Here is a 17,396-nt window from a genome sequence, read left to right as displayed (position 1 = left end):
CCACTAGAGGAGCTGTCTGTTGGCCTGTGACCTGTGGCTGGTCCCGCTAGTCGACGTGTTGTGCCACACCCCCGACAACCCCTTCGCCGAGGAACTCGCCCTCTACGACAAGGTGCTGGGCGAGGCCGGGCTGCCGCCGGTGCCGGTGTACCAGTACATGCCCGGGCTGACCGGGGAGGTCGCCCCGGTCGCGGGCTTCGACTACGACGCGCTGCACTTCCTGCGGCGGGCGTACCTGCTCCAGATGTGCGGTCTCGCGGTGACCCCGGTGGACGAACTGGGCGGGGACTACGAGCAGTTGCTGGAGATGTTCGAGACGAACGCCCAGCAGTCCCACCTGGTGTGGCACTACGACCACGCGGGCGCGTACGTCCCGGTCGACTTCCCGCACCCGCTGTCCAGCGACGAACTCCTCGCGGGCGGCGGCCCGCTGGGCTCGTCCCAGACACTGCTGCGCGAGCTGGAGTTCGTCGCCCCGTCGATCGGCATCGACCCGGCGAACCCGCCCGCCGCACCCGAGCCGCCGGGCGCCCCCACGGAGTTGGAGGAACCGGCGGTGGCCGCTCCCTACGACCCGAGCCCGTTCGCGCGCGAGCGGCACGTGTGGCTGGGGCTGCATGCGGCCGCCACGCGCAGCCTCGCCCAGGGATCGATGATCATCTTCAGCTGACGCCCGTCCTCAGCCGCTTCAGCTGACGCCCGTCCTCAGCCGCCGGAACACGCGGACGGCCCTCGCACCAAGGCGTGGGCCGTCTGCCTCGCGGGCGACTTTCAGCATAGGCCCGTCGTGTCGGGTCGGCGCGGGGTGCAGCGGCAGGACGCCCCACCCGATACGAGAGGGGCGTCCGGTCGGACGCCCCTCTCGTCAGCGGTGGCCGGGTGAATCCTCAGCCGTGGCTAGATGAACGAGTTGATCTCGATCGTCTCGTCGCGGCCCGGGCCCACTCCGATCGCGGAGATCGGGGCGCCCGACATCTCCTCCAGGGCCCTGACGTAGGCCTGGGCGTTCTTCGGGAGGTCCTCGAAGGTCTTGGCCTTCGTGATGTCCTCCGACCAGCCCGGGAGGTTCTCGTAGATCGGCTTCGCGTGGTGGAAGTCGGTCTGCGAGTACGGGAGCTCCTCGACGCGCTTGCCGTCGATCTCGTACGCCACGCAGACCGGGATCTGCTCCCAGCCCGTCAGGACGTCGAGCTTGGTGAGGAAGAAGTCCGTCAGACCGTTCACCCGGGTCGCGTAGCGGGCGATGACCGCGTCGAACCAGCCGCAGCGGCGGTCCCGGCCGGTCGTGACGCCCCGCTCGCCGCCGATGCGGCGCAGCGCCTCGCCGTCCTCGTCGAGGAGCTCGGTCGGGAAGGGACCGGCGCCGACACGGGTCGTGTACGCCTTCAGGATGCCGATGACCCGGCTGATCTTCGTCGGGCCCACACCGGAGCCCGTGCACGCCCCGCCCGCGGTGGGGTTGCTGGACGTGACGAAGGGATACGTACCGTGGTCGATGTCCAGGAGCGTGCCCTGGCCGCCCTCGAAGAGCACGACCTTGTCGTCGTCGAGCGCCTTGTTGAGGACGAGCACCGTGTCCGCGACGTACGGCTTGAGCCGGTCCGCGTACGTCAGCAGCTCCTCGACGACCTGGCCGGCCTCGATGGCGCGCCGGTTGAAGACCTTGGTGAGGAGCTGGTTCTTGCCGTCGAGGGCCGCCTCGACCTTCTGCGTCAGGATCGACTCGTCGTACAGGTCCTGGATGCGGATACCCACGCGGTTGATCTTGTCGGCGTAGGTCGGGCCGATGCCGCGCCCGGTCGTGCCGATCTTCCGCTTCCCGAGGAAGCGTTCCGTCACCTTGTCCACCGTCACGTTGTAAGGCGTGATGATGTGCGCGTTTCCGCTGATCAGGAGCTTGGACGTGTCGACGCCTCGCTCGTTCAGTCCGTTCAGCTCGGAGAACAGGACCGACGGGTCGACGACGACACCGTTTCCGATGACCGGAGTGCACTCCGGTGTGAGGATTCCGGAAGGGAGGAGGTGGAGGGCATACTTCTGGTCGCCCACGACTACCGTGTGGCCGGCGTTGTTGCCGCCCTGGTAGCGCACCACATAATCCACTGAACCACCGAGCAGGTCGGTGGCCTTTCCCTTGCCTTCGTCACCCCACTGAGCACCGAGCAGCACAAGTGCGGGCACGCGCGTACACCCCTTCCGGGCGGGGCATGTCCATGGTCGGGGGCGTACGCGCCCAGCGCACGAGTGCGTTGGCTGCATACCCCGGCGACCTTCACAGGCCGCGACCGTCGGACCGGATGCCCCGGAATAGACGAAGCCCCTGGCGCAATAGCGCAAGGGGCTCTTGCACAAAGATGCTACCCGAGGAAGCGAGGCATGACCGAGGTGGCGACTTCCGACCAGCTCCTGGTGGTCATCGACCCGGTCGCCCGTCACAGCGACGGTGAGTCGGTACGGATCGCAAAAGACGTGCTCAGCGCGGGTGCGTCCACGAAGGTGTGCCTCCCGGAGGGGCCCGAGGAATTCGCCCGCGCACTGGCCCGGCGGGGGTCCCGGCGGCCGGTGGTGGTGGGCGACGACCGGGCGCTGCTGCGGGCGGTGGCGCATTTGCACCGGCAGCGGGAGCTCGGCGCGTGCGCGCTGTCCCTCGTGCCGGTGGGGCGGACGCTGTCCCTCGCGCGGTCGCTGGGGGTGCCCACGGGCGCCGTGGCGGCGGCGCGGACCGTGCTGGACGGGGCGGAGCAGTGGCTGGACCTGCTGGTGGACGACAGTGACGGGGTGGTGCTCGGGGATCTGCGGATCCCGTGGGCGCGCGGCACGGCCGAGCTGGCGGCCGAGGGCGTGGTCCCGGGGCCGGCCCTGGCCCACCCGTGGCTGCGGACCTGTCAGTCCCTCGTACGGACGCTGGCGACCCGCCCGTCGCGGCTCGCCTCCGCGCCGCCCGGCCCCGGGCCGTCGCGGCTGCGGATCGAGGTCGACGGGGTGACCCTCGTCGACCTGGACCAGCCGGTGGCGGGGGTGTCCGTGACACCGGGCGCGTCCGGCGGGGCGTGGGTGGAGGTGCGGCCGGTGTCGGTGGGTGCGGAGGTGGCACCGCTGCGGGCGGCGGGGCGGCGCGTGACGGTGTCCGGGGCCGACTTCCGGTACCGGGCGGACGCGGCGGTCGGAGGCCCGGTACGCACCCGCACGTGGACGCTCCGGGAGCGGGCCTGGGGGCTGGTGCTGCCGGGGTGAGCGGGAGGGGCGCGGCTACGCCCCACGGGCGCGACGCGAACGGAAGCGGCCGGGGCCCGGGCCCCGGGCCCCCGCGAAGAGCGGCGGGGCATGGCCTACGCTCCCGGGCGCGAGCGGAAGGGCCCCGGGCTGCCGGGAAGAGCGGGGGCACGGCCACGCCCCCCGGGGAGCGGTCAGCCTCCGGGACGAACGACGGAAGGGCCCGGAGGCCCGGGCTGCCTCAGTGAGCGGGCGGGGCGCCGCCGCACACCCCGGCCGGGCGGCCACGCACCCCGCGCGAGCGGAAAGGCGGCTACGTCGTCGGAGTGAGGGCAGGGGCCTCGGCCGACTCGGTCGACTCGTCCTTCAGGTCCACCCCGGTGCGGCCCAGCTCGTGGGCCCGCTTCATCAGTGCCGTCAGTCTCGCCGCCGCCGTCGCGTAGGCCAGGCCGAGGGGCGGGCGGATGTTGGACAGGCAGTTGCGGTCCGCGTCCGTCGTCGTGCCCGGGCGCGGCGCGTACGTCAGGTACGCGCCCAGGGAGTCCGCCGCCGACATGCCCGGACGTTCCCCCACCAGGACCACCGTCATCCGGGCGCCCATGGCGTGCGCGATGTCGTCGCCGAGGGCGACGCGGGCCTGCTCCGCGAGGACCACCGGCGCCACCCGCAGGTCCGCGGGGAGCAGCGCCGTCGTCGCGTGGACCATCGCCGCCGCGTGCTCGTGGACCGCCCGGCTCGACAAACCGTCGGCGACCACGAAGACCACGTCCCAGTCGTCGCGCGGCAGGTGGGCCCGGTCGGCGGCGTCCAGCCGGCGGCCCAGGTCGGGGCGCTGGAGGTAGCCGAGCCGGTCGGGGGCGGCGCTGCGCACGCGGATCGTCGGGAATCCGGTCAGGGCCGCCGCGACGACGTCCGGTGCGAAGGGCGTGTGCACCGCGTCCCGCGCCGCCGCGTGCGCGGCCTGGAGTTCGAGCCGGTGCCGGGTGGGCAGCGCGCTGCCGGCGCGGCCGAGGCCGATCCGGGCCTGGGTGTGGCGGCGCAGAGCCGCCCACATCGCCCGGTCGGATTCACCTTCGTACGCGGCAGGAGGACGGTTCGTCATGCGGCCAGCTCCCGCCCGATCGCCGTCAGCGGATGCGCCGTGCCCGTCACGTCCCGGATCGCCCCGGCATCGTCCAGCAGGCCGATGCGCGACAGCCAGTCCTCGAACTCCGGTGCCGGGCGCAGCCCCAGCACCTCCCGCAGATACAGCGCGTCGTGGTACGAGGCCGACTGGTAGTTCAGCATGATGTCGTCGCCGCCCGGTGTGCAGATCACGAACGACGCCCCGGCGACACCGAGCATCGTCAGCATCGTCGCGATGTCGTCGTCGTCCGCGTCGGCGTGGTTCGTGTAGCAGATGTCCAGGCCCATCGGCAGGCCGAGCAGCTTGCCGCAGAAGTGGTCCTCCAGCGCGGCCCGCAGGATCTGCCGGCCGTCGTACAGGTACTCCGGGCCGATGAAGCCGACGACCGTGTTGACGAGGAGCGGGTCGTAGCGGCGGGCCACCGCGTACGCCCGTGCCTCGACCGTCTGCTGGTCCACCCCGTGGTGCGCGTTCGCCGACAGGGCGCTGCCCTGGCCCGTCTCGAAGTACAGCGCGTTCTGCCCGGCCGTCCCCCGGCCGAGCCCACGCGCCGCGTCGTACGCCTCGTCGAGCAGACCCAGCGTGACCCCGAAGGACGCGTTCGCCGCCTGCGTGCCCGCGATGGACTGGAAGACCAGGTCGACGGGGGCGCCGCGCTCCATCAGGTCGATGCTCGTCGTGACATGGCACAGGACGCACGACTGGGTGGGGATGGCGTAGCGCCGGATCACTCCGTCCAGCAGCTCCAGCAGGTCCCGTACCGCCTTCGGGCTGTCCGTCGCCGGGTTGATGCCGATCACCGCGTCACCGGAGCCGAGGAGCAGTCCGTCCAGCAGGGCGGCGGCGACACCGGCCGGGTCGTCCGTGGGGTGATTGGGCTGCAACCGGGTCGCCAGCCGCCCCGGCAGGCCGATGGTCGAGCGGAACGCCGTCACCACCCGCGCCTTGCGCGCGACCGCGACCAGGTCCGCGTTGCCCATCAGCTTGGAGACCGCCGCCACCATCTCGGGCGTGAGCCCGGGGGCGAGCGCGGCCAGCGACCCGGCGTCCGCCGCGTCCGACAGCAGCCACTCCCTGAACTCGCCGACGCAAAGACCGGCCACCGGCGCGAACGCCCGCGCGTCGTGGGTGTCCACGATCAGCCGGGTCACGTCGTCGTCCTCGTACGGGATCACCGGCTCGGCGAGGAACCGCGCGAGCGGCACCTCCGCCAGCGCCCACCGCGCGGCGACCCGCGCCTCGGCGGAGTCGGCGGCGAGCCCGGCCAGCCGGTCCCCGGACCGCTCGGGGCTCGCGGCGGCGAGCAGCGCCGCGAGGGAGGGGAAGGAGTGGGTGCGGCCGCCGAGGCGGGCGGTGTACGTGCTCATGCCCGCGACCGCCGTACGAAGTGAGTGCTCATGCCCGCGACCGTACGAAGGGGCCGGGCGGCGGGTCCATGCCCCGCCGCAGAGTTAACGCAGACGTTCGTTCCCTCGCCGCTCTAAAGGTCTGGTTGACAAACATTTAACGTCGCGACCGGTGACACGACTCATATTCCGTGCAGAGTCCGGGCAGAGTTCCGACGCGCGGGACACACCGAGTGAACGAGGGAAGGGGCCACCCGATGGCAGTACAAGAGGGCGTGGCCCCCGAGGCGGCGGGCGCAAGCGCCGAACCCGGAGGGGCCGTTCACCGGCTCAAGCCCAACGCCATCGGCCTGCTCGGCGTGGTCTTCATGGCCGTCGCCACCGCCGCGCCGATCACCGCCATGACCGGCAACGTGCCCTTCATGGTGTCGTCGGGCAACGGCATCGGCGCCCCCGCGAGCTACCTCGTCGCAATGGTCGTACTGGCAATCTTTGCGGTCGGCTTCACCTCGATGGCGAAGCACATCACCTCGACCGGCGCCTTCTACGGCTTCATCTCCTACGGCCTCGGCCGCACCGCGGGTCTCGCCTCCGGGCTGCTCGCGACCTTCGCGTACGTCGTCTTCGAGCCGGCCCTGATCGGGATCTTCTCGTCCTTCGCGACCACCACGCTGAAGGACCAGACGGGCCTCGACATCCCGTGGTGGCTCTTCGCGCTCCTGATGCTCGCCGTCAACGCGACCGGTACCTGGTTCGGGGTGTCCGTCGCCGAGAAGCTGCTCGTGGTGCTGCTGGCCACCGAGGTCACCGTCCTCGCGGCGATGGCCGTCTCGGTCGCCGTGCACGGCGGCGGCCCGCACGGCTTCACCTTCGGCCCGGTCAACCCGGTCAACGCCTTCAAGGGCACCAGCGCCGGACTCGGCCTCTTCTTCGCCTTCTGGTCGTGGGTCGGCTTCGAGTCGACGGCGATGTACGGCGAGGAGTCGCGCGACCCGAAGAAGATCATCCCCAAGGCGACGATGATCTCCGTCCTGGGCGTCGGCGTCTTCTACGTCTTCGTCTCCTGGATGGCCATCACGGGCAACGGCGAGACGGAGGCCGTCCGGGCCGCCTCCTCCGCCAACCCGCTCGCCCTGTTCTTCAACCCCACCGAGCACTACGTCGGCCACTGGGCGGTGGTCGTCATGCAGTGGCTGATGATCACCGGCTCGCTCGCCTGCGGCATGGCCTTCCACAACTGCGCCGCCCGCTACATGTACGCGCTCGGCCGCGAGGGCGTCCTGCCCTCGCTTCAGCGCACCGTCGGGCGCACGCACCCCGAGCACGGCTCCCCGCACATCGCGGGGCTGGTGCAGACGGTGGTCAGCGCGGTCCTGCTCGGCGCGTTCTGGGCCGTCGGCAAGGACCCGTACAGCGGTACGTACGTCCTGCTCGCGATCCTCGGCACGATGGCGATCCTGGTGGTCCAGGCGGTGTGCTCGTTCGCGGTGCTCGCCTACTTCCGCAAGAACCACCCCGAGAGCCGCCACTGGTTCCGGACGTTCACCGCTCCGCTCATCGGCGGCCTCGCGATGCTCGCGGTCGTGGTGCTGCTGGTGTCCAACATGGGCGTCGCGGCCGGCCCCGAGTCGGGCGCGCTGATCCTCAGGGCCACGCCCTGGATCGTCGCCCTGATCGCGGTGGGCGGCGTCGGATACGCGCAGTACCTGAAGCGGCGCGCGCCGGAACGGTATGCGCTGCTGGGCCGGACGGTGCTGGAGGAGACGAAGGAGCGGTAGCCCGGCGGGGACCGCGGGGTTGAGCGCTTCGGCCCCCGGGGGCGCGGGGTTGAGCGTTTCAGCCCGGGGCCGCAGGGCCCAGCACCTCAGCCCCGGGGCCGCGGGGTTCAGCGCTTCGGCGGGGTTCAGCCCTGGCCGAAGCGCTCTTCGCGGTGGAGGCGCCAGCGGTCCATCATCGACGCGATCTCGCCGTCCAGGAACTCGAAGAACGCGAGGGTCTCGGAGAGCCGGCGGCCGGCCGGGCTCCCGGCACCGAGGCTGTCGACGCCCTCGCGCAGGGCGTGCTCCCACCGCTTGAGCACCGCCTCCCGGTTGGTCAGCAGCTCGTACCACTGGTCGCTGTGCACGCGGTAGCGCTCCCGCCGCGAACCGGGTTCACGCTCGCGGGAGACCATGTGCTGCTGCGCGAGGTAGCGCACCGCCCCGGAGACCGCGGCGGGGCTGACCTGGAGCTGCTCGCCCAGCTCGGCGGAGGTCAGGGTGCCGGAGTCGGAGGCGAGCAGCGCCGCGAAGACACGGGCCGGCATCCGCTGCATGCCTGCCTCGACGAGCTGCGCGGCGAAGCTCTCGACGAACTTCGAGACCGCTTCCGCGTCCCGTCCGGCCCCGCTCGTTTCCGTCATTCCCCGATCATCTCCCCTGCTTCCCCGCCCGCCGCGTCGGCCCCAAGTTTATACGATTCCTTAACTTCACAAATTTCTGAAAGAAGCGTACGTTCTGAAGCATGACGAAGGCACACCCCGCCATCGGGGTATCCGGACTGCACAAGTCGTTCGGCAGGACGCACGCCCTGGACGGGCTCGACCTGGAGGTCGAGAGCGGTGAGGTGCACGGCTTCCTCGGCCCCAACGGCGCCGGCAAGTCCACCACCATCCGCGTCCTGCTGGGCCTGCTGCGCGCCGACTCCGGCACGGTGCGGCTACTGGGCCGTGACCCGTGGACGGACGCGGTGGAACTGCACCGCCGGATCGCCTACGTCCCCGGAGACGTCACGCTCTGGCGCAACCTCTCCGGCGGCGAGGTCATCGATCTGTACGGGCGTCTGCGCGGGGGCCTCGACCGGGCGCGGCGGGCGGAGCTGACCGAGCGGTTCGAGCTGGACCCCACCAAGAAGGGGCGCACGTACTCCAAGGGCAACCGGCAGAAGGTCGCGCTGGTCGCCGCCTTCGCCTCGGACGTCGATCTGCTGATCCTGGACGAACCGACGTCGGGCCTCGACCCGCTGATGGAGGAGGTCTTCCAGCGGTGTGTCGAGGAGGAGCGCGACCGGGGCCGGACCGTCCTGCTGTCCTCGCACATCCTGAGCGAGGTCGAGGAGCTGTGCGACCGGGTGAGCATCATCCGCCAGGGCCGGACGGTCGAGAGTGGTTCGCTCGCCGAGCTGCGCCATCTGACCCGCACCAGCGTCACCGCCGAACTCGCGGGTCCGCCCAACGGGCTGGCGCACCTGCCCGGCGTCCACGACCTCGACGTACAGGGCCACCGGATCCGCCTCCAGGTCGACACCGACAAGCTGGACGCCGTACTGCGCTCGCTGAGCGAGTCGGGCGTACGGTCCCTGACGTCGACTCCGCCGACCCTGGAGGAGCTGTTCCTGCGGCACTACCAGGAGGAACAGCCGGAGGTGGCGGCCCGATGACCGCCACGACCTCCGCCGTACGGTCCAAAGGCACGCACCAACTGGCCGGCACCGCAACGCTGTTGCGCTTCGACTTGCGCCGCGACCGCGCGACGATCCCGATCTGGATCGGGATCAACGCGCTCATGGTGCTCTCCATGCCGAACACCCTGAAGAACCTGTACGGCACCCAGGCCCAACGCGACGACCTCATGCACCAGATGGCGACCAACTCCTCCCTGCGCGCCTTGGTCGGCCCGGTCTTCGACGACTCACTGGGCGCGCTGACGGCCTGGCGCGTCGGCGTCTACGCCGGTGCCCTGGCCGCCGTGACGAGCCTCCTCGTCGTCGTACGGCACACCAGGGACGAGGAGGAGAGCGGCCGCCAGGAGCTGGTGGCGTCCGGGATGGTGGGCCGCCGGGCCTCGCTGACGGCCGCGCTGCTGACGGCGGCGGTCGCACATGCCGTACTGGCACTGCTGGTTGCGGCCGGCCTGGCCGGTCACGGAGTCTTTGGCGCCGTGGCCTTCGGGCTCGGGATCGCGGGCGTCGGCATGGTCTTCGCCACGATGGCGGCGATCGTCGCCCAGCTGACGGAGAGCGCACGGCTGGCCCGCGGCCTGACGGCGGGCGTTCTGGGCGCCGCCTTCGTGCTGCGCGCGGCCGGCGACTCGGCGACGGACGACGGTTCCTCGGTGCTGACCTGGCTGTCGCCGATCGGCTGGCTGGAGAATCTGCGGCCGTATGCCGACGAACGGTGGTGGGTACTGGCGTTGTTCGTCGCGGCGTCCCTGATCCAGGGCGCGGTCGCCTACGAACTCGCCGGCCGCCGCGACATCGGCATGAGCTTCCTGCCGACGCGGCCCGGACCGGCGGTAGGACGCCTCGGGACCGCGGGCGCCCTGGCCTGGCGGCTGCAGCGGGGCAGCGTGTTCGGCTGGAGCGTCGGCTTCTTCCTCGCCGGGGTCGCGTACGGCGGGATGACGGACGGTGCGGCGGATCTGGTCGGCGACAACGAGAACGCCCGCGAGATCTTCGAGCGCATGGGCGGGCAGTCCGGGATCACGGACGCCTTCCTCGCCTCGATGGTCGGGATGCTCGGGCTGGTGGCCGCGCTGTACGTGGTCGCGTCGGTGCTCCGGCTGAACGGTGAGGAGACGTCGGGGCGGGCGGAACCGGTGCTGGCGAACGCGGTGGGGCGGCTGCGATGGGCCGCCGGGCACCTGACGATCGCCTTCGGCGGTTCGGTGCTGATCATGCTGCTCGCCGGGCTGGGCTTCGCCGTCGGCTACGGCAAGGAGGCCGGGCCGATTCTGGGCGCCTGCCTGGTACAGGTGGCCGGGGTGTGGGTGATCGGCGGGGCCGCGGTGCTGCTGTTCGGGGTGCTGCCTCGGGCTGCGGGGGCGGCTTGGGGAGTCGCGGGCGCGGTGCTGTTGATCGGGTGGGTCGGGCCTGCGCTGGACGCTCCACAGGCGGTGCTGGACGTGTCGCCGTTCGGTCATCTGCCGAAACTGCCGGGCGGCGCGATGAACTGGCCGCCGGTACTGATCCTGCTCGGTCTTTCCGCGGTCCTAGTGGCCGCGGGCCTGACCGGCCTGCGGCGCCGCGACCTCACGACCTGACCGGCGGCGGGAACCCCGAAGCGGCCTGCGTACGTCCATGCCGGGCATGGGACAACGTACGCAGGCCGCCGCGGGATGTCTGACCGCGGCCGTCGGCGCGGGCGCGGGACTCGCGGTATGGGCCGTCGACGTCCGGGAGCGGCTCTGGCGATTCGAAGCGGCCCCGGACTGGAGCGTGCTCTACGCCGAACTGCCGCTGGCGGTCCTCGGCGGAATCGCCGCCTCTCTGGGCGCGTGGGCCCTGCTCCGGCGGCTCAGACCGCGACGCTGAGCCCCTCCAGCCCCCGGATCACGAAGTTCGGCTTCCGCTTCGGCTCCGCCACCAGGCCCAGTGTCGGGGCCTTCTCCAGGAGGGCCGTCATCGAAGCCGCCAGCTCGATCCGTGCCAGCGGTGCCCCGATGCAGTAGTGGATGCCCGCGCTGAAGGAAATGTGGGGGTTGTCCTCGCGGGTGAGGTCGAGTTTCTCGGGATTCCGGAAGACCTCGGGGTCGTGGTTGGCGGAGCCAAAAAGCATGGCGATCTCCGCGCCCCTCGGGACCGTCGTGCCGTCGATCTCGATCTCGTCCAGGACCCAGCGCTCGAAGAGCTGGAGGGGCGTGTCGTAGCGCATCAACTCCTCCACGGCGGCGGGCACGAGCGAGTGGTCGGCGCGCAGGGCGGCCAGCTGGTCGGGGTTGCGGAACAAGGCGTACCAGCCGTTGACCGTGGCGTTGACGGTGGCCTCGTGGCCCGCGTTGAGCAGCAGGACGCAGGTGGAGATCATCTCCTGCTCGGTGAGGCGGTCGCCTTCGTCATGGGCGGCGATGAGCCCCGAGATGAGATCGTCGCCGGGCTCCTTGCGGCGCTCGGCGATCAGCTCGCGCAGGTAGTCGGAGAACTCCACCGACGCCCGCACCGCCTTCGCCGCCACGTCCTTCGGCGGGTTCAGCTCGTACATCCCGCAGATGTCCGCCGACCAGGGACGGAGCGGGGCACGGTCGGACTCCGGGATGCCCAGCATCTCGGCGATGACGGCCACGGGGAGGGGCTCGGCGACATCCGCGAGCAGATCCCCGCCGCCCGCCGCGACGAGCCGGTCCACCAGCTCGCCGGCGAGCTTGGCCACGTACGGCTTGAGCTGCTCCACGGTCCGCGGCGTGAACGCCTTCGACACCAGGCGCCTGATCCGGGTGTGGTCCGGCGGCTCCAGGTCGAGCATCCCATGGTCGTTGAGGGTGTGGAACGGCTCGTGCTCCGCCGGGGGTGCGGTGCGGCCGAAGTCCTCATGCGTGTACCGGTGCTGGTACGCCCGCCCCAGGCGCCGGTCGCGCAGCAGCGCCGAGACGTCCGCGTGGTGCGGTACGAGCCACTGGTTCGTGGGCTCGTAGTAGTGCACGCGGCCCTTGGCGCGCAGATCGGCGTAGGCGGGGTACGGGTCGGCGAGGAACGCCGGGTCCCAGGGGTCGAAGGCGAGGTCAAAAGCAGCTGCCATGAACGGACGCTAGCCCGGCGACCCTCTGCCTGACCAGGGGTGTCTGCTCGGTGGCCGGAGGGTCACGTCCACGGACGCGGTCCACGAGTGGGCTTTGAGTCCGCACCGAGCCACTGGGCACGCTCAGGGTGCGGGTTTACGTTCCTTGAGGTGCTCGATGAGGGCGGTGAAGGAGGCGGTGGGGAAGGAGAGGGTGGCGCGGGTGGGGGCCTTGGAGTCACGGATGGCTATTCGGGGGTGCAGCGCCGCGATCTCGACGCAGGTGTCGCCCTGGCCTCCGCCGGAGTACGTCGACTTCCGCCAGTTCATTACAGTTCCTTGGCCAATCGGTGGATGAAGTCCCGCGATGCCACCGGATCCAGTGACGCCTTCTCCACCCTACGAAGCAACGTGCGGAGGTGCTCCAGCTGGGGTTCCGCATCGAGGAACGCGGTGCCGGTGGGCGAATCACGCAGTCCCGTGTCCAACTTGGGCACCGGACCTCCCAGGTACATCATCGAGGCACCGGTGCCTCCGAAACCGTACGGATCGGCGCGTGGGACGCGAATCCCGAACCACCTTATTTCCCAGGCGAGTTGAAAGACCTGACCGACGCCGAGGACGGCCGCGGCCTCGCCCTCGTCAGCGCCTGCTCCAGCCTCCGGGGCCGGCAGCGCCTGTCCAGATTCGGCAACCGGGGCAAGTACGTGTGGTGCGAGCTGGCGACGACCTGACCGAGCGTATGGAAAAGGACGCCGCACGCCCTACCCCGGCGTCACCAGCCGTGCCTCGTAGGCGAACACCGCCGCCTGCGTCCGGTCCCGCAGGCCCAGCTTGACCAGGATCCGGCTCACATGGGTCTTGATCGTCGACTCGGCGACCACCAGGCGCCCGGCGATCTCCGCGTTCGACAGACCCTGGGCGATCAGTACCAGCACCTCCGTCTCACGCTCCGTCAGTTCCCCGTAGGCCGCGTGCACCGAGGCCGACAGGCGGGGTGTCTCCGCGAGCCGGGAGAACTCCGTGATCAGCCGCTTCGTCACCGAGGGCGCCAGCAGGGCCTCGCCCGCCGCCACCACCCGCACCCCGTCGGCCAGCTGGCGCGCCGAGGCGTCCTTGAGGAGGAAACCGGACGCCCCCGCCCGCAGCGCCTGGTACACGTACTCGTCCAGGTCGAACGTCGTCAGCACCAGCACCTTCGCCGCCCCGCCCGCGGCGACGATCTCCCGCGTGGCCTCGATGCCGTTCATCTCCGGCATACGGATGTCCATCAGAACGATGTCCGGCGCCAGCTCACGGACCCGCTCCACCGCCTCCCGGCCGTTGACCGCCTCCCCGACGACCTCGATGTCCGGCATCGCCCCGAGCAGCACCGAGAAGCCCTCCCGGACCATCATCTGGTCGTCGGCGATCAGTACACGGATCGCGTCACTCGTCACGGGGAGTCCTCCAGCATGGACACCGGCAGGAACACCGTCACCTCGTAGCCCCCGTCTTCCGTCTCGTCCGCCGTCATCTCACCGTTCAGCATCGAGACCCGCTCGCGCATCCCCGTGATGCCGTGCCCGGCGCCGTGCGTGGACTTCACCAGGGTGAGGCCCGGCGCGCGGCCGTTGACTATGCGCAGGCCGAGGCCGCCCAGGACGTAGCCGATCTCCACCCGGGCCGTCGCGCCGGGCGCGTGCCGCAGGGTGTTGCTGAGGGCCTCCTGGACTATCCGGTACGCCGACAGCTCGACGCCCTGCGGGAGTTCGCGGACCGCGCCCGTCACCGCCTTGTCCACGGTCAGGCCCGCCTCCCGCACGTTCGCCAGGAGGGCGTCGAGGTCCGCGAGGGTGGGCTGGGGGGCGTCCGGCGCCTCGTAGTCCTCCGCGCGGACCACGCCGAGGACGCGGCGCAGCTCGGTCAGCGCCGCCACCGCGTTCTCCCGGATCGTGGCGAAGGCCTTCTCCAGTTCCTCCGGCGGGTTCTCCACGCGGTAGGGCGCGGCCTCCGCCTGGATGGCGACCACGGACATGTGGTGGGCGACCACGTCGTGCAGCTCACGGGCGATCGTGGTGCGCTCCTCCAGGAGAGTGCGCTTGGAACGCTCGTGCGCCGTCTCCGACTGCTGGGCGGTCACCTCCTGCTTGGCCGCGCGGCGTGTGTGCAGCACGGTGATGGCCAGGAGGGCGAGCGCGGAGACGAACAGCAGCGGCAGGGTGTTCGTCCCGTAGTGACCCGAGCCGAACAACGTCTCGGCGAAGATCCCGTACACCGCGGTCAGAAACCACATCCACGCGGCGATGCGCGGCCTTGTGCGCAGTGCCACGACCGTCAGGACGGTCAGGTGGGCCGCGAAGCTGCTGGGCAGCCACGGCCAGTCGTCCCACATGTCGGCGAACACGCCGACGACAGCTGTCGCCGCCATGGAGAACCAGAAGGCACCGAGCGGCCGGACCAGGGTGAGCAGGACCGGGAGCAGCGCGAGGAGACCGAACAGGAGCGAAGTGCCCGAGCCTTCGGCGGAGCTGACGCCGATCGCCATCGACAACAGACCGGCTGCCGCCACCATCCCGTGCGGGGTCCAGCTCGCGTATTCCCGGATCCCCTCCGGCAGGCGGCGGATCCGCGGTCCGTCCACTCGTATGCGCGGGAGCGGGCGGTAGGCGAAGGCGTCGTGGATCAGGTCCTGCCGCAGGCCGCGCAGGGCATCCACGGCCAGCCGGAATTCCGGGCTGCGCTGCGTGGCCCCGCCCCCCGGTGGCGTCATCTGCATCTGTGTCGTCTCGGTCACATGGAAAAGGTAGGCCGAACCCGGGGTCGTGGTCGTCACCAGTGAGAGGGGTCCTTCAGGATCCGTCTCAGGTACTACGGGTGGCCCCGGGGCCGCTCCGGCGGGCTCCGTGGCAGCCCGACTACCGGCCCGGCGGCCTCTGGAAGACGGCTCGACTACCAGCCCGGCAGCTTCCGGAAGGCGGCTCGGCAACCGGCCCGGCGGCCTCCGGAAGACGGCTCAGTATCCGGCCGGCCGTACCAGCCCCGACTCGTACGCGAAGACCGCCGCCTGCGTACGGTCCCGCAGGCTCAGCTTGACGAGGATGCGGCCGACATGGGTCTTCACCGTCTGCTCGGCCACCACCAGGCGGTCCGCGATCTCCGCGTTGGACATGCCCTGGGCGATGAGGGCGAGGACCTCCGTCTCGCGCTCGGTCAGCTCGCCCACGCGCACCTTGAGCGGGGCGCGGGGTGTGGTGTCGAGGCGGGAGAACTCCGCGATGAGCCGACGGGTGATCCCGGGAGCGAGCAGCGCGTCGCCCGCCGCCACCACCCGGACCGCCTCGGCGAGCTGGTCGGCGGAGGCGTCCTTGAGCAGGAAGCCGGAGGCGCCGGCGCGCAGGGCGTCGTACACGTGCTCGTCGAGGTCGAAGGTGGTGAGCACCAAGACCTTGACCTGCGGAAAGTCGACGGCGATACGGCCGGTGGCCTGGATGCCGCCGAGTTCGGGCATGCGGATGTCCATCAGCACGACGTCCGGGGCGAGTTCGGCGACCTTGGCGATCGCGTCCAGGCCGTCGACCGCCTGACCGACCACCTCGATGTCGGGCTGGGTGTTGAGCAGCACCGTGAAGCCCTGCCGGACCATCATCTGGTCGTCGGCGATCAGTACGCGGATGGCACTGCTCGTCATGGTTCCTCTTCTCCTGTCGGGCCCGTTGAGCCCCGTCGGGTCGGTCGGGTCGGTCGGTCCTGTCGGTCCTGTCGGTCCTGTGGGCCTCGTGACCCGGTCGGGTCGTCGGGCTGCTCAGTCTCTCGGACCTGGCGGGTGCGGCAGGTCGTCGCCGGTCGCCGGGCCCTGGTCCCGGGAACGGGGCAGAAAGGCCGCGACCGCGTAGCCGCCGCACGAGGTCTCGGACGTGACCAGGGTGCCGCCCAGCATCGCCGCGCGCTCCCGCATGCCCAGCAGCCCGTGACCCGCGCCCGGCGAGGGCGGAACTGGCCGCTGGGGCCGGGAGTTGATGACCCGCACCTGCACACCCCGCGGAAAGTGGGTGAGTTCGACACGGACCGTGGAACCGGGCGCGTGCCGCAGCGCGTTGCTGAGGGCCTCCTGGATGATCCGGTACGCGGACAGCTCCACGCCGGGCGGCAGCGGACGCGCGTCGCCGCTGATCTCGGTCAGCACCGTCAGGCCGGCGGCCCGGGTGTTCTCCACGAGGGCGTCCAGCCGGGCGAGGGTCGGCTGCGGGGAGTCGGGGGCGTCGCCGGTGCCGCTGCCGATCCCGTACGGGTCCTGCGGGTCCTCGGAGCGCAGGACGCCCAGGACGCGGCGCAGCTCGGTCAGGGCCTCCAGCGCGTTCTGCCGGATGCCCGCCAGGTTCTCCCTCAGTTCCTCGGACGGGTTCTCCACGAGGTGGGGCGCGACCTGGGCCTGGATGGAGATCACCGACATGTGGTGCGCGACCACGTCGTGCAGCTCGCGCGCGATGCGGCTGCGCTCCTCCAGAACGGTCCGGCGGGCACGCTCCTCCGCGGTCAGCGAGGCCTGCTCGACCAGTTGTGTACGGGCCTCGCGGCGGCCCCTCAGCGCGGCGCCGACGAGGACGACGGTGGCAAAGACGAGCACCGCCAACAGGCCCGTCGGAGAGTACGCCGTCGCACCCTGGATGCCCTGGAGGAAGTACGTCACCAGGGTGGTCAGGGCCAGTACCCCGATGGAGGCACGGACGGGAACCCGCAGGGCGAGCAGGAACAGCACGAAGGCGCACGCCATGATCCCTTGCGACGTCCAGGGCCACGATGGCCTGATCGAGGACACGGGCGAGGGCGAGGGCAGTACCGAGACGCCGTACGCGACGCCGTCCTGGGCGATCCGCGCGGCTTCCGCGGACACGGCGGTGACCGCCAGCGACAGCCACCAGGCGGGAACCGGACGCCGCAGGGCGAGAACGACGGCTCCGCCCTGCAGAAACCCGAGCACCCTACTGAGCCCGGAGGCCAGGTGGTAGCCGGTTCTGATCTCTTCCGTGCCCGCGAGTGCCAGGGTCAGGGCGACGACGCACACCAGGACGTGCGGCAACCACCGCAGCCTGCGCGGGCGCGACAGGGGTGGCAGCGGGTCGGCCGCGACCGTCCACAGGTCGGCGCGGAGGGCACGGAAGTAGTCGTGGGGGCGGCGGAGGGCCGTCGAGGCGGAGAGTGGAGAAGCGGAAGGGGGCGGGGGTCCACTGCCGGGGTCCGCCTGCCGTGCCTCGTCCACCCG

General features: G+C 71.3%; 17 protein-coding genes and 1 pseudogene. 7 read left to right on the top strand and 11 right to left on the bottom strand.

Annotated elements, in window-relative coordinates:
- Positions 1-19 precede the first annotated feature (19 nt).
- Positions 20-670 carry a hypothetical protein gene (locus SAVERM_RS23500; protein WP_010985973.1) on the top strand — a complete coding sequence of 217 codons (651 nt, stop codon included), beginning with the start codon at positions 20-22 and terminating at the stop codon, positions 668-670.
- 227 nt (positions 671-897) lie between these two features.
- On the opposite strand, the gene SAVERM_RS23495 is transcribed toward SAVERM_RS23500, so the two are convergent.
- Positions 898-2,181, bottom strand: a complete 1,284-nt coding sequence (locus tag SAVERM_RS23495; protein WP_010985972.1) for an adenylosuccinate synthase — start codon at positions 2,179-2,181, stop codon at positions 898-900.
- A 195-nt stretch (positions 2,182-2,376) separates the two neighbouring features.
- Here SAVERM_RS23495 and SAVERM_RS23490 point away from each other — a divergent pair, with 195 nt between their 5' ends.
- A complete protein-coding gene (locus tag SAVERM_RS23490) occupies positions 2,377-3,234 on the top strand; it encodes a diacylglycerol kinase catalytic domain-containing protein (RefSeq protein ID WP_010985971.1) in 858 nt (285 codons plus the stop codon).
- Positions 3,235-3,526: 292 nt separating this feature from the next.
- Here the strand turns inward: SAVERM_RS23490 and eutC are convergent, their stop codons facing one another.
- Positions 3,527-4,315 carry an ethanolamine ammonia-lyase subunit EutC gene (gene eutC, locus SAVERM_RS23485; RefSeq protein ID WP_010985970.1) on the bottom strand — a complete coding sequence of 263 codons (789 nt, stop codon included), beginning with the start codon at positions 4,313-4,315 and terminating at the stop codon, positions 3,527-3,529.
- Positions 4,312-5,706: an ethanolamine ammonia-lyase subunit EutB gene (locus SAVERM_RS23480; protein WP_010985969.1), complete on the bottom strand. Its 1,395-nt coding sequence runs from the start codon at positions 5,704-5,706 to the stop codon at positions 4,312-4,314. Before SAVERM_RS23480 ends, eutC begins: the two co-directional genes overlap by 4 nt.
- A gap of 236 nt (positions 5,707-5,942) precedes the next feature.
- On the opposite strand from SAVERM_RS23480, the gene SAVERM_RS23475 reads away from it, so the two are divergent.
- Positions 5,943-7,463 carry an APC family permease gene (locus tag SAVERM_RS23475; RefSeq protein WP_037649114.1) on the top strand — a complete coding sequence of 507 codons (1,521 nt, stop codon included), beginning with the start codon at positions 5,943-5,945 and terminating at the stop codon, positions 7,461-7,463.
- A 125-nt stretch (positions 7,464-7,588) separates the two neighbouring features.
- Here the strand turns inward: SAVERM_RS23475 and SAVERM_RS23470 are convergent, their stop codons facing one another.
- Complete coding sequence (locus tag SAVERM_RS23470; RefSeq protein WP_037649112.1) at positions 7,589-8,086, bottom strand: GbsR/MarR family transcriptional regulator; 498 nt, start codon at positions 8,084-8,086, stop codon at positions 7,589-7,591.
- A gap of 101 nt (positions 8,087-8,187) precedes the next feature.
- Here SAVERM_RS23470 and SAVERM_RS23465 point away from each other — a divergent pair, with 101 nt between their 5' ends.
- Genes SAVERM_RS23465 through SAVERM_RS23455 form a run of 3 tightly spaced genes read left to right on the top strand, consistent with a single transcriptional unit; the run spans position 8,188 to position 10,974 of the window.
- Positions 8,188-9,102 (top strand): ABC transporter ATP-binding protein, encoded by a 915-nt coding sequence (locus SAVERM_RS23465; protein WP_010985966.1) that lies wholly within the window; start codon positions 8,188-8,190, stop codon positions 9,100-9,102.
- Positions 9,099-10,703 (top strand): ABC transporter permease, encoded by a 1,605-nt coding sequence (locus tag SAVERM_RS23460; protein ID WP_010985965.1) that lies wholly within the window; start codon positions 9,099-9,101, stop codon positions 10,701-10,703. Before SAVERM_RS23465 ends, SAVERM_RS23460 begins: the two co-directional genes overlap by 4 nt.
- Positions 10,704-10,749: 46 nt before the next feature.
- On the top strand, positions 10,750-10,974 hold the full coding sequence (locus SAVERM_RS23455; protein ID WP_037649204.1) for a hypothetical protein: 225 nt from the start codon (positions 10,750-10,752) through the stop codon (positions 10,972-10,974).
- Here the strand turns inward: SAVERM_RS23455 and SAVERM_RS23450 are convergent.
- The 3 genes and pseudogenes from SAVERM_RS23450 to SAVERM_RS40340 form a co-directional block, all read right to left on the bottom strand.
- Positions 10,958-12,175, bottom strand: a complete 1,218-nt coding sequence (locus tag SAVERM_RS23450; protein WP_010985964.1) for a cytochrome P450 — start codon at positions 12,173-12,175, stop codon at positions 10,958-10,960. The genes SAVERM_RS23455 and SAVERM_RS23450 overlap by 17 nt on opposite strands.
- 123 nt (positions 12,176-12,298) lie before the next feature.
- Positions 12,299-12,484 (bottom strand): DUF397 domain-containing protein, encoded by a 186-nt coding sequence (locus SAVERM_RS23445; RefSeq protein WP_010985963.1) that lies wholly within the window; start codon positions 12,482-12,484, stop codon positions 12,299-12,301.
- Positions 12,484-12,705, bottom strand: a pseudogene (locus SAVERM_RS40340) (transcriptional regulator); the annotation flags it as partial. The pseudogene SAVERM_RS40340 and the gene SAVERM_RS23445, both read right to left, overlap by 1 nt.
- A 45-nt stretch (positions 12,706-12,750) precedes the next feature.
- On the opposite strand from SAVERM_RS40340, the gene SAVERM_RS23440 reads away from it, so the two are divergent.
- Positions 12,751-12,888: a hypothetical protein gene (locus SAVERM_RS23440; protein ID WP_306292876.1), complete on the top strand. Its 138-nt coding sequence runs from the start codon at positions 12,751-12,753 to the stop codon at positions 12,886-12,888.
- Positions 12,889-12,918: 30 nt separating this feature from the next.
- Here the strand turns inward: SAVERM_RS23440 and SAVERM_RS23435 are convergent, their stop codons facing one another.
- The 4 genes from SAVERM_RS23435 to SAVERM_RS23420 all read right to left on the bottom strand — a co-directional run bounded on the left by SAVERM_RS23435 (position 12,919) and on the right by SAVERM_RS23420 (position 17,393).
- Positions 12,919-13,593 (bottom strand): response regulator, encoded by a 675-nt coding sequence (locus SAVERM_RS23435; RefSeq protein ID WP_010985962.1) that lies wholly within the window; start codon positions 13,591-13,593, stop codon positions 12,919-12,921.
- Entirely contained in the window at positions 13,590-14,930 is a 1,341-nt protein-coding gene (locus SAVERM_RS23430; protein ID WP_242432118.1) for a sensor histidine kinase, read from the bottom strand. The genes SAVERM_RS23435 and SAVERM_RS23430 overlap by 4 nt, the downstream gene beginning before the upstream one ends.
- Before the next feature lie 219 nt (positions 14,931-15,149).
- Positions 15,150-15,824, bottom strand: a complete 675-nt coding sequence (locus SAVERM_RS23425; RefSeq protein ID WP_010985960.1) for a response regulator — start codon at positions 15,822-15,824, stop codon at positions 15,150-15,152.
- 114 nt (positions 15,825-15,938) lie between these two features.
- Positions 15,939-17,393: a sensor histidine kinase gene (locus tag SAVERM_RS23420; RefSeq protein WP_010985959.1), complete on the bottom strand. Its 1,455-nt coding sequence runs from the start codon at positions 17,391-17,393 to the stop codon at positions 15,939-15,941.
- Between the last annotated feature and the right edge of the window lie 3 nt (positions 17,394-17,396).

This window comes from Streptomyces avermitilis MA-4680 = NBRC 14893 (assembly GCF_000009765.2).
Lineage (GTDB): Bacteria > Actinomycetota > Actinomycetes > Streptomycetales > Streptomycetaceae > Streptomyces > Streptomyces avermitilis.
Note: the sequence above shows the minus strand (reverse complement) of the source record. Positions and strands in the feature narration are given on the sequence as shown.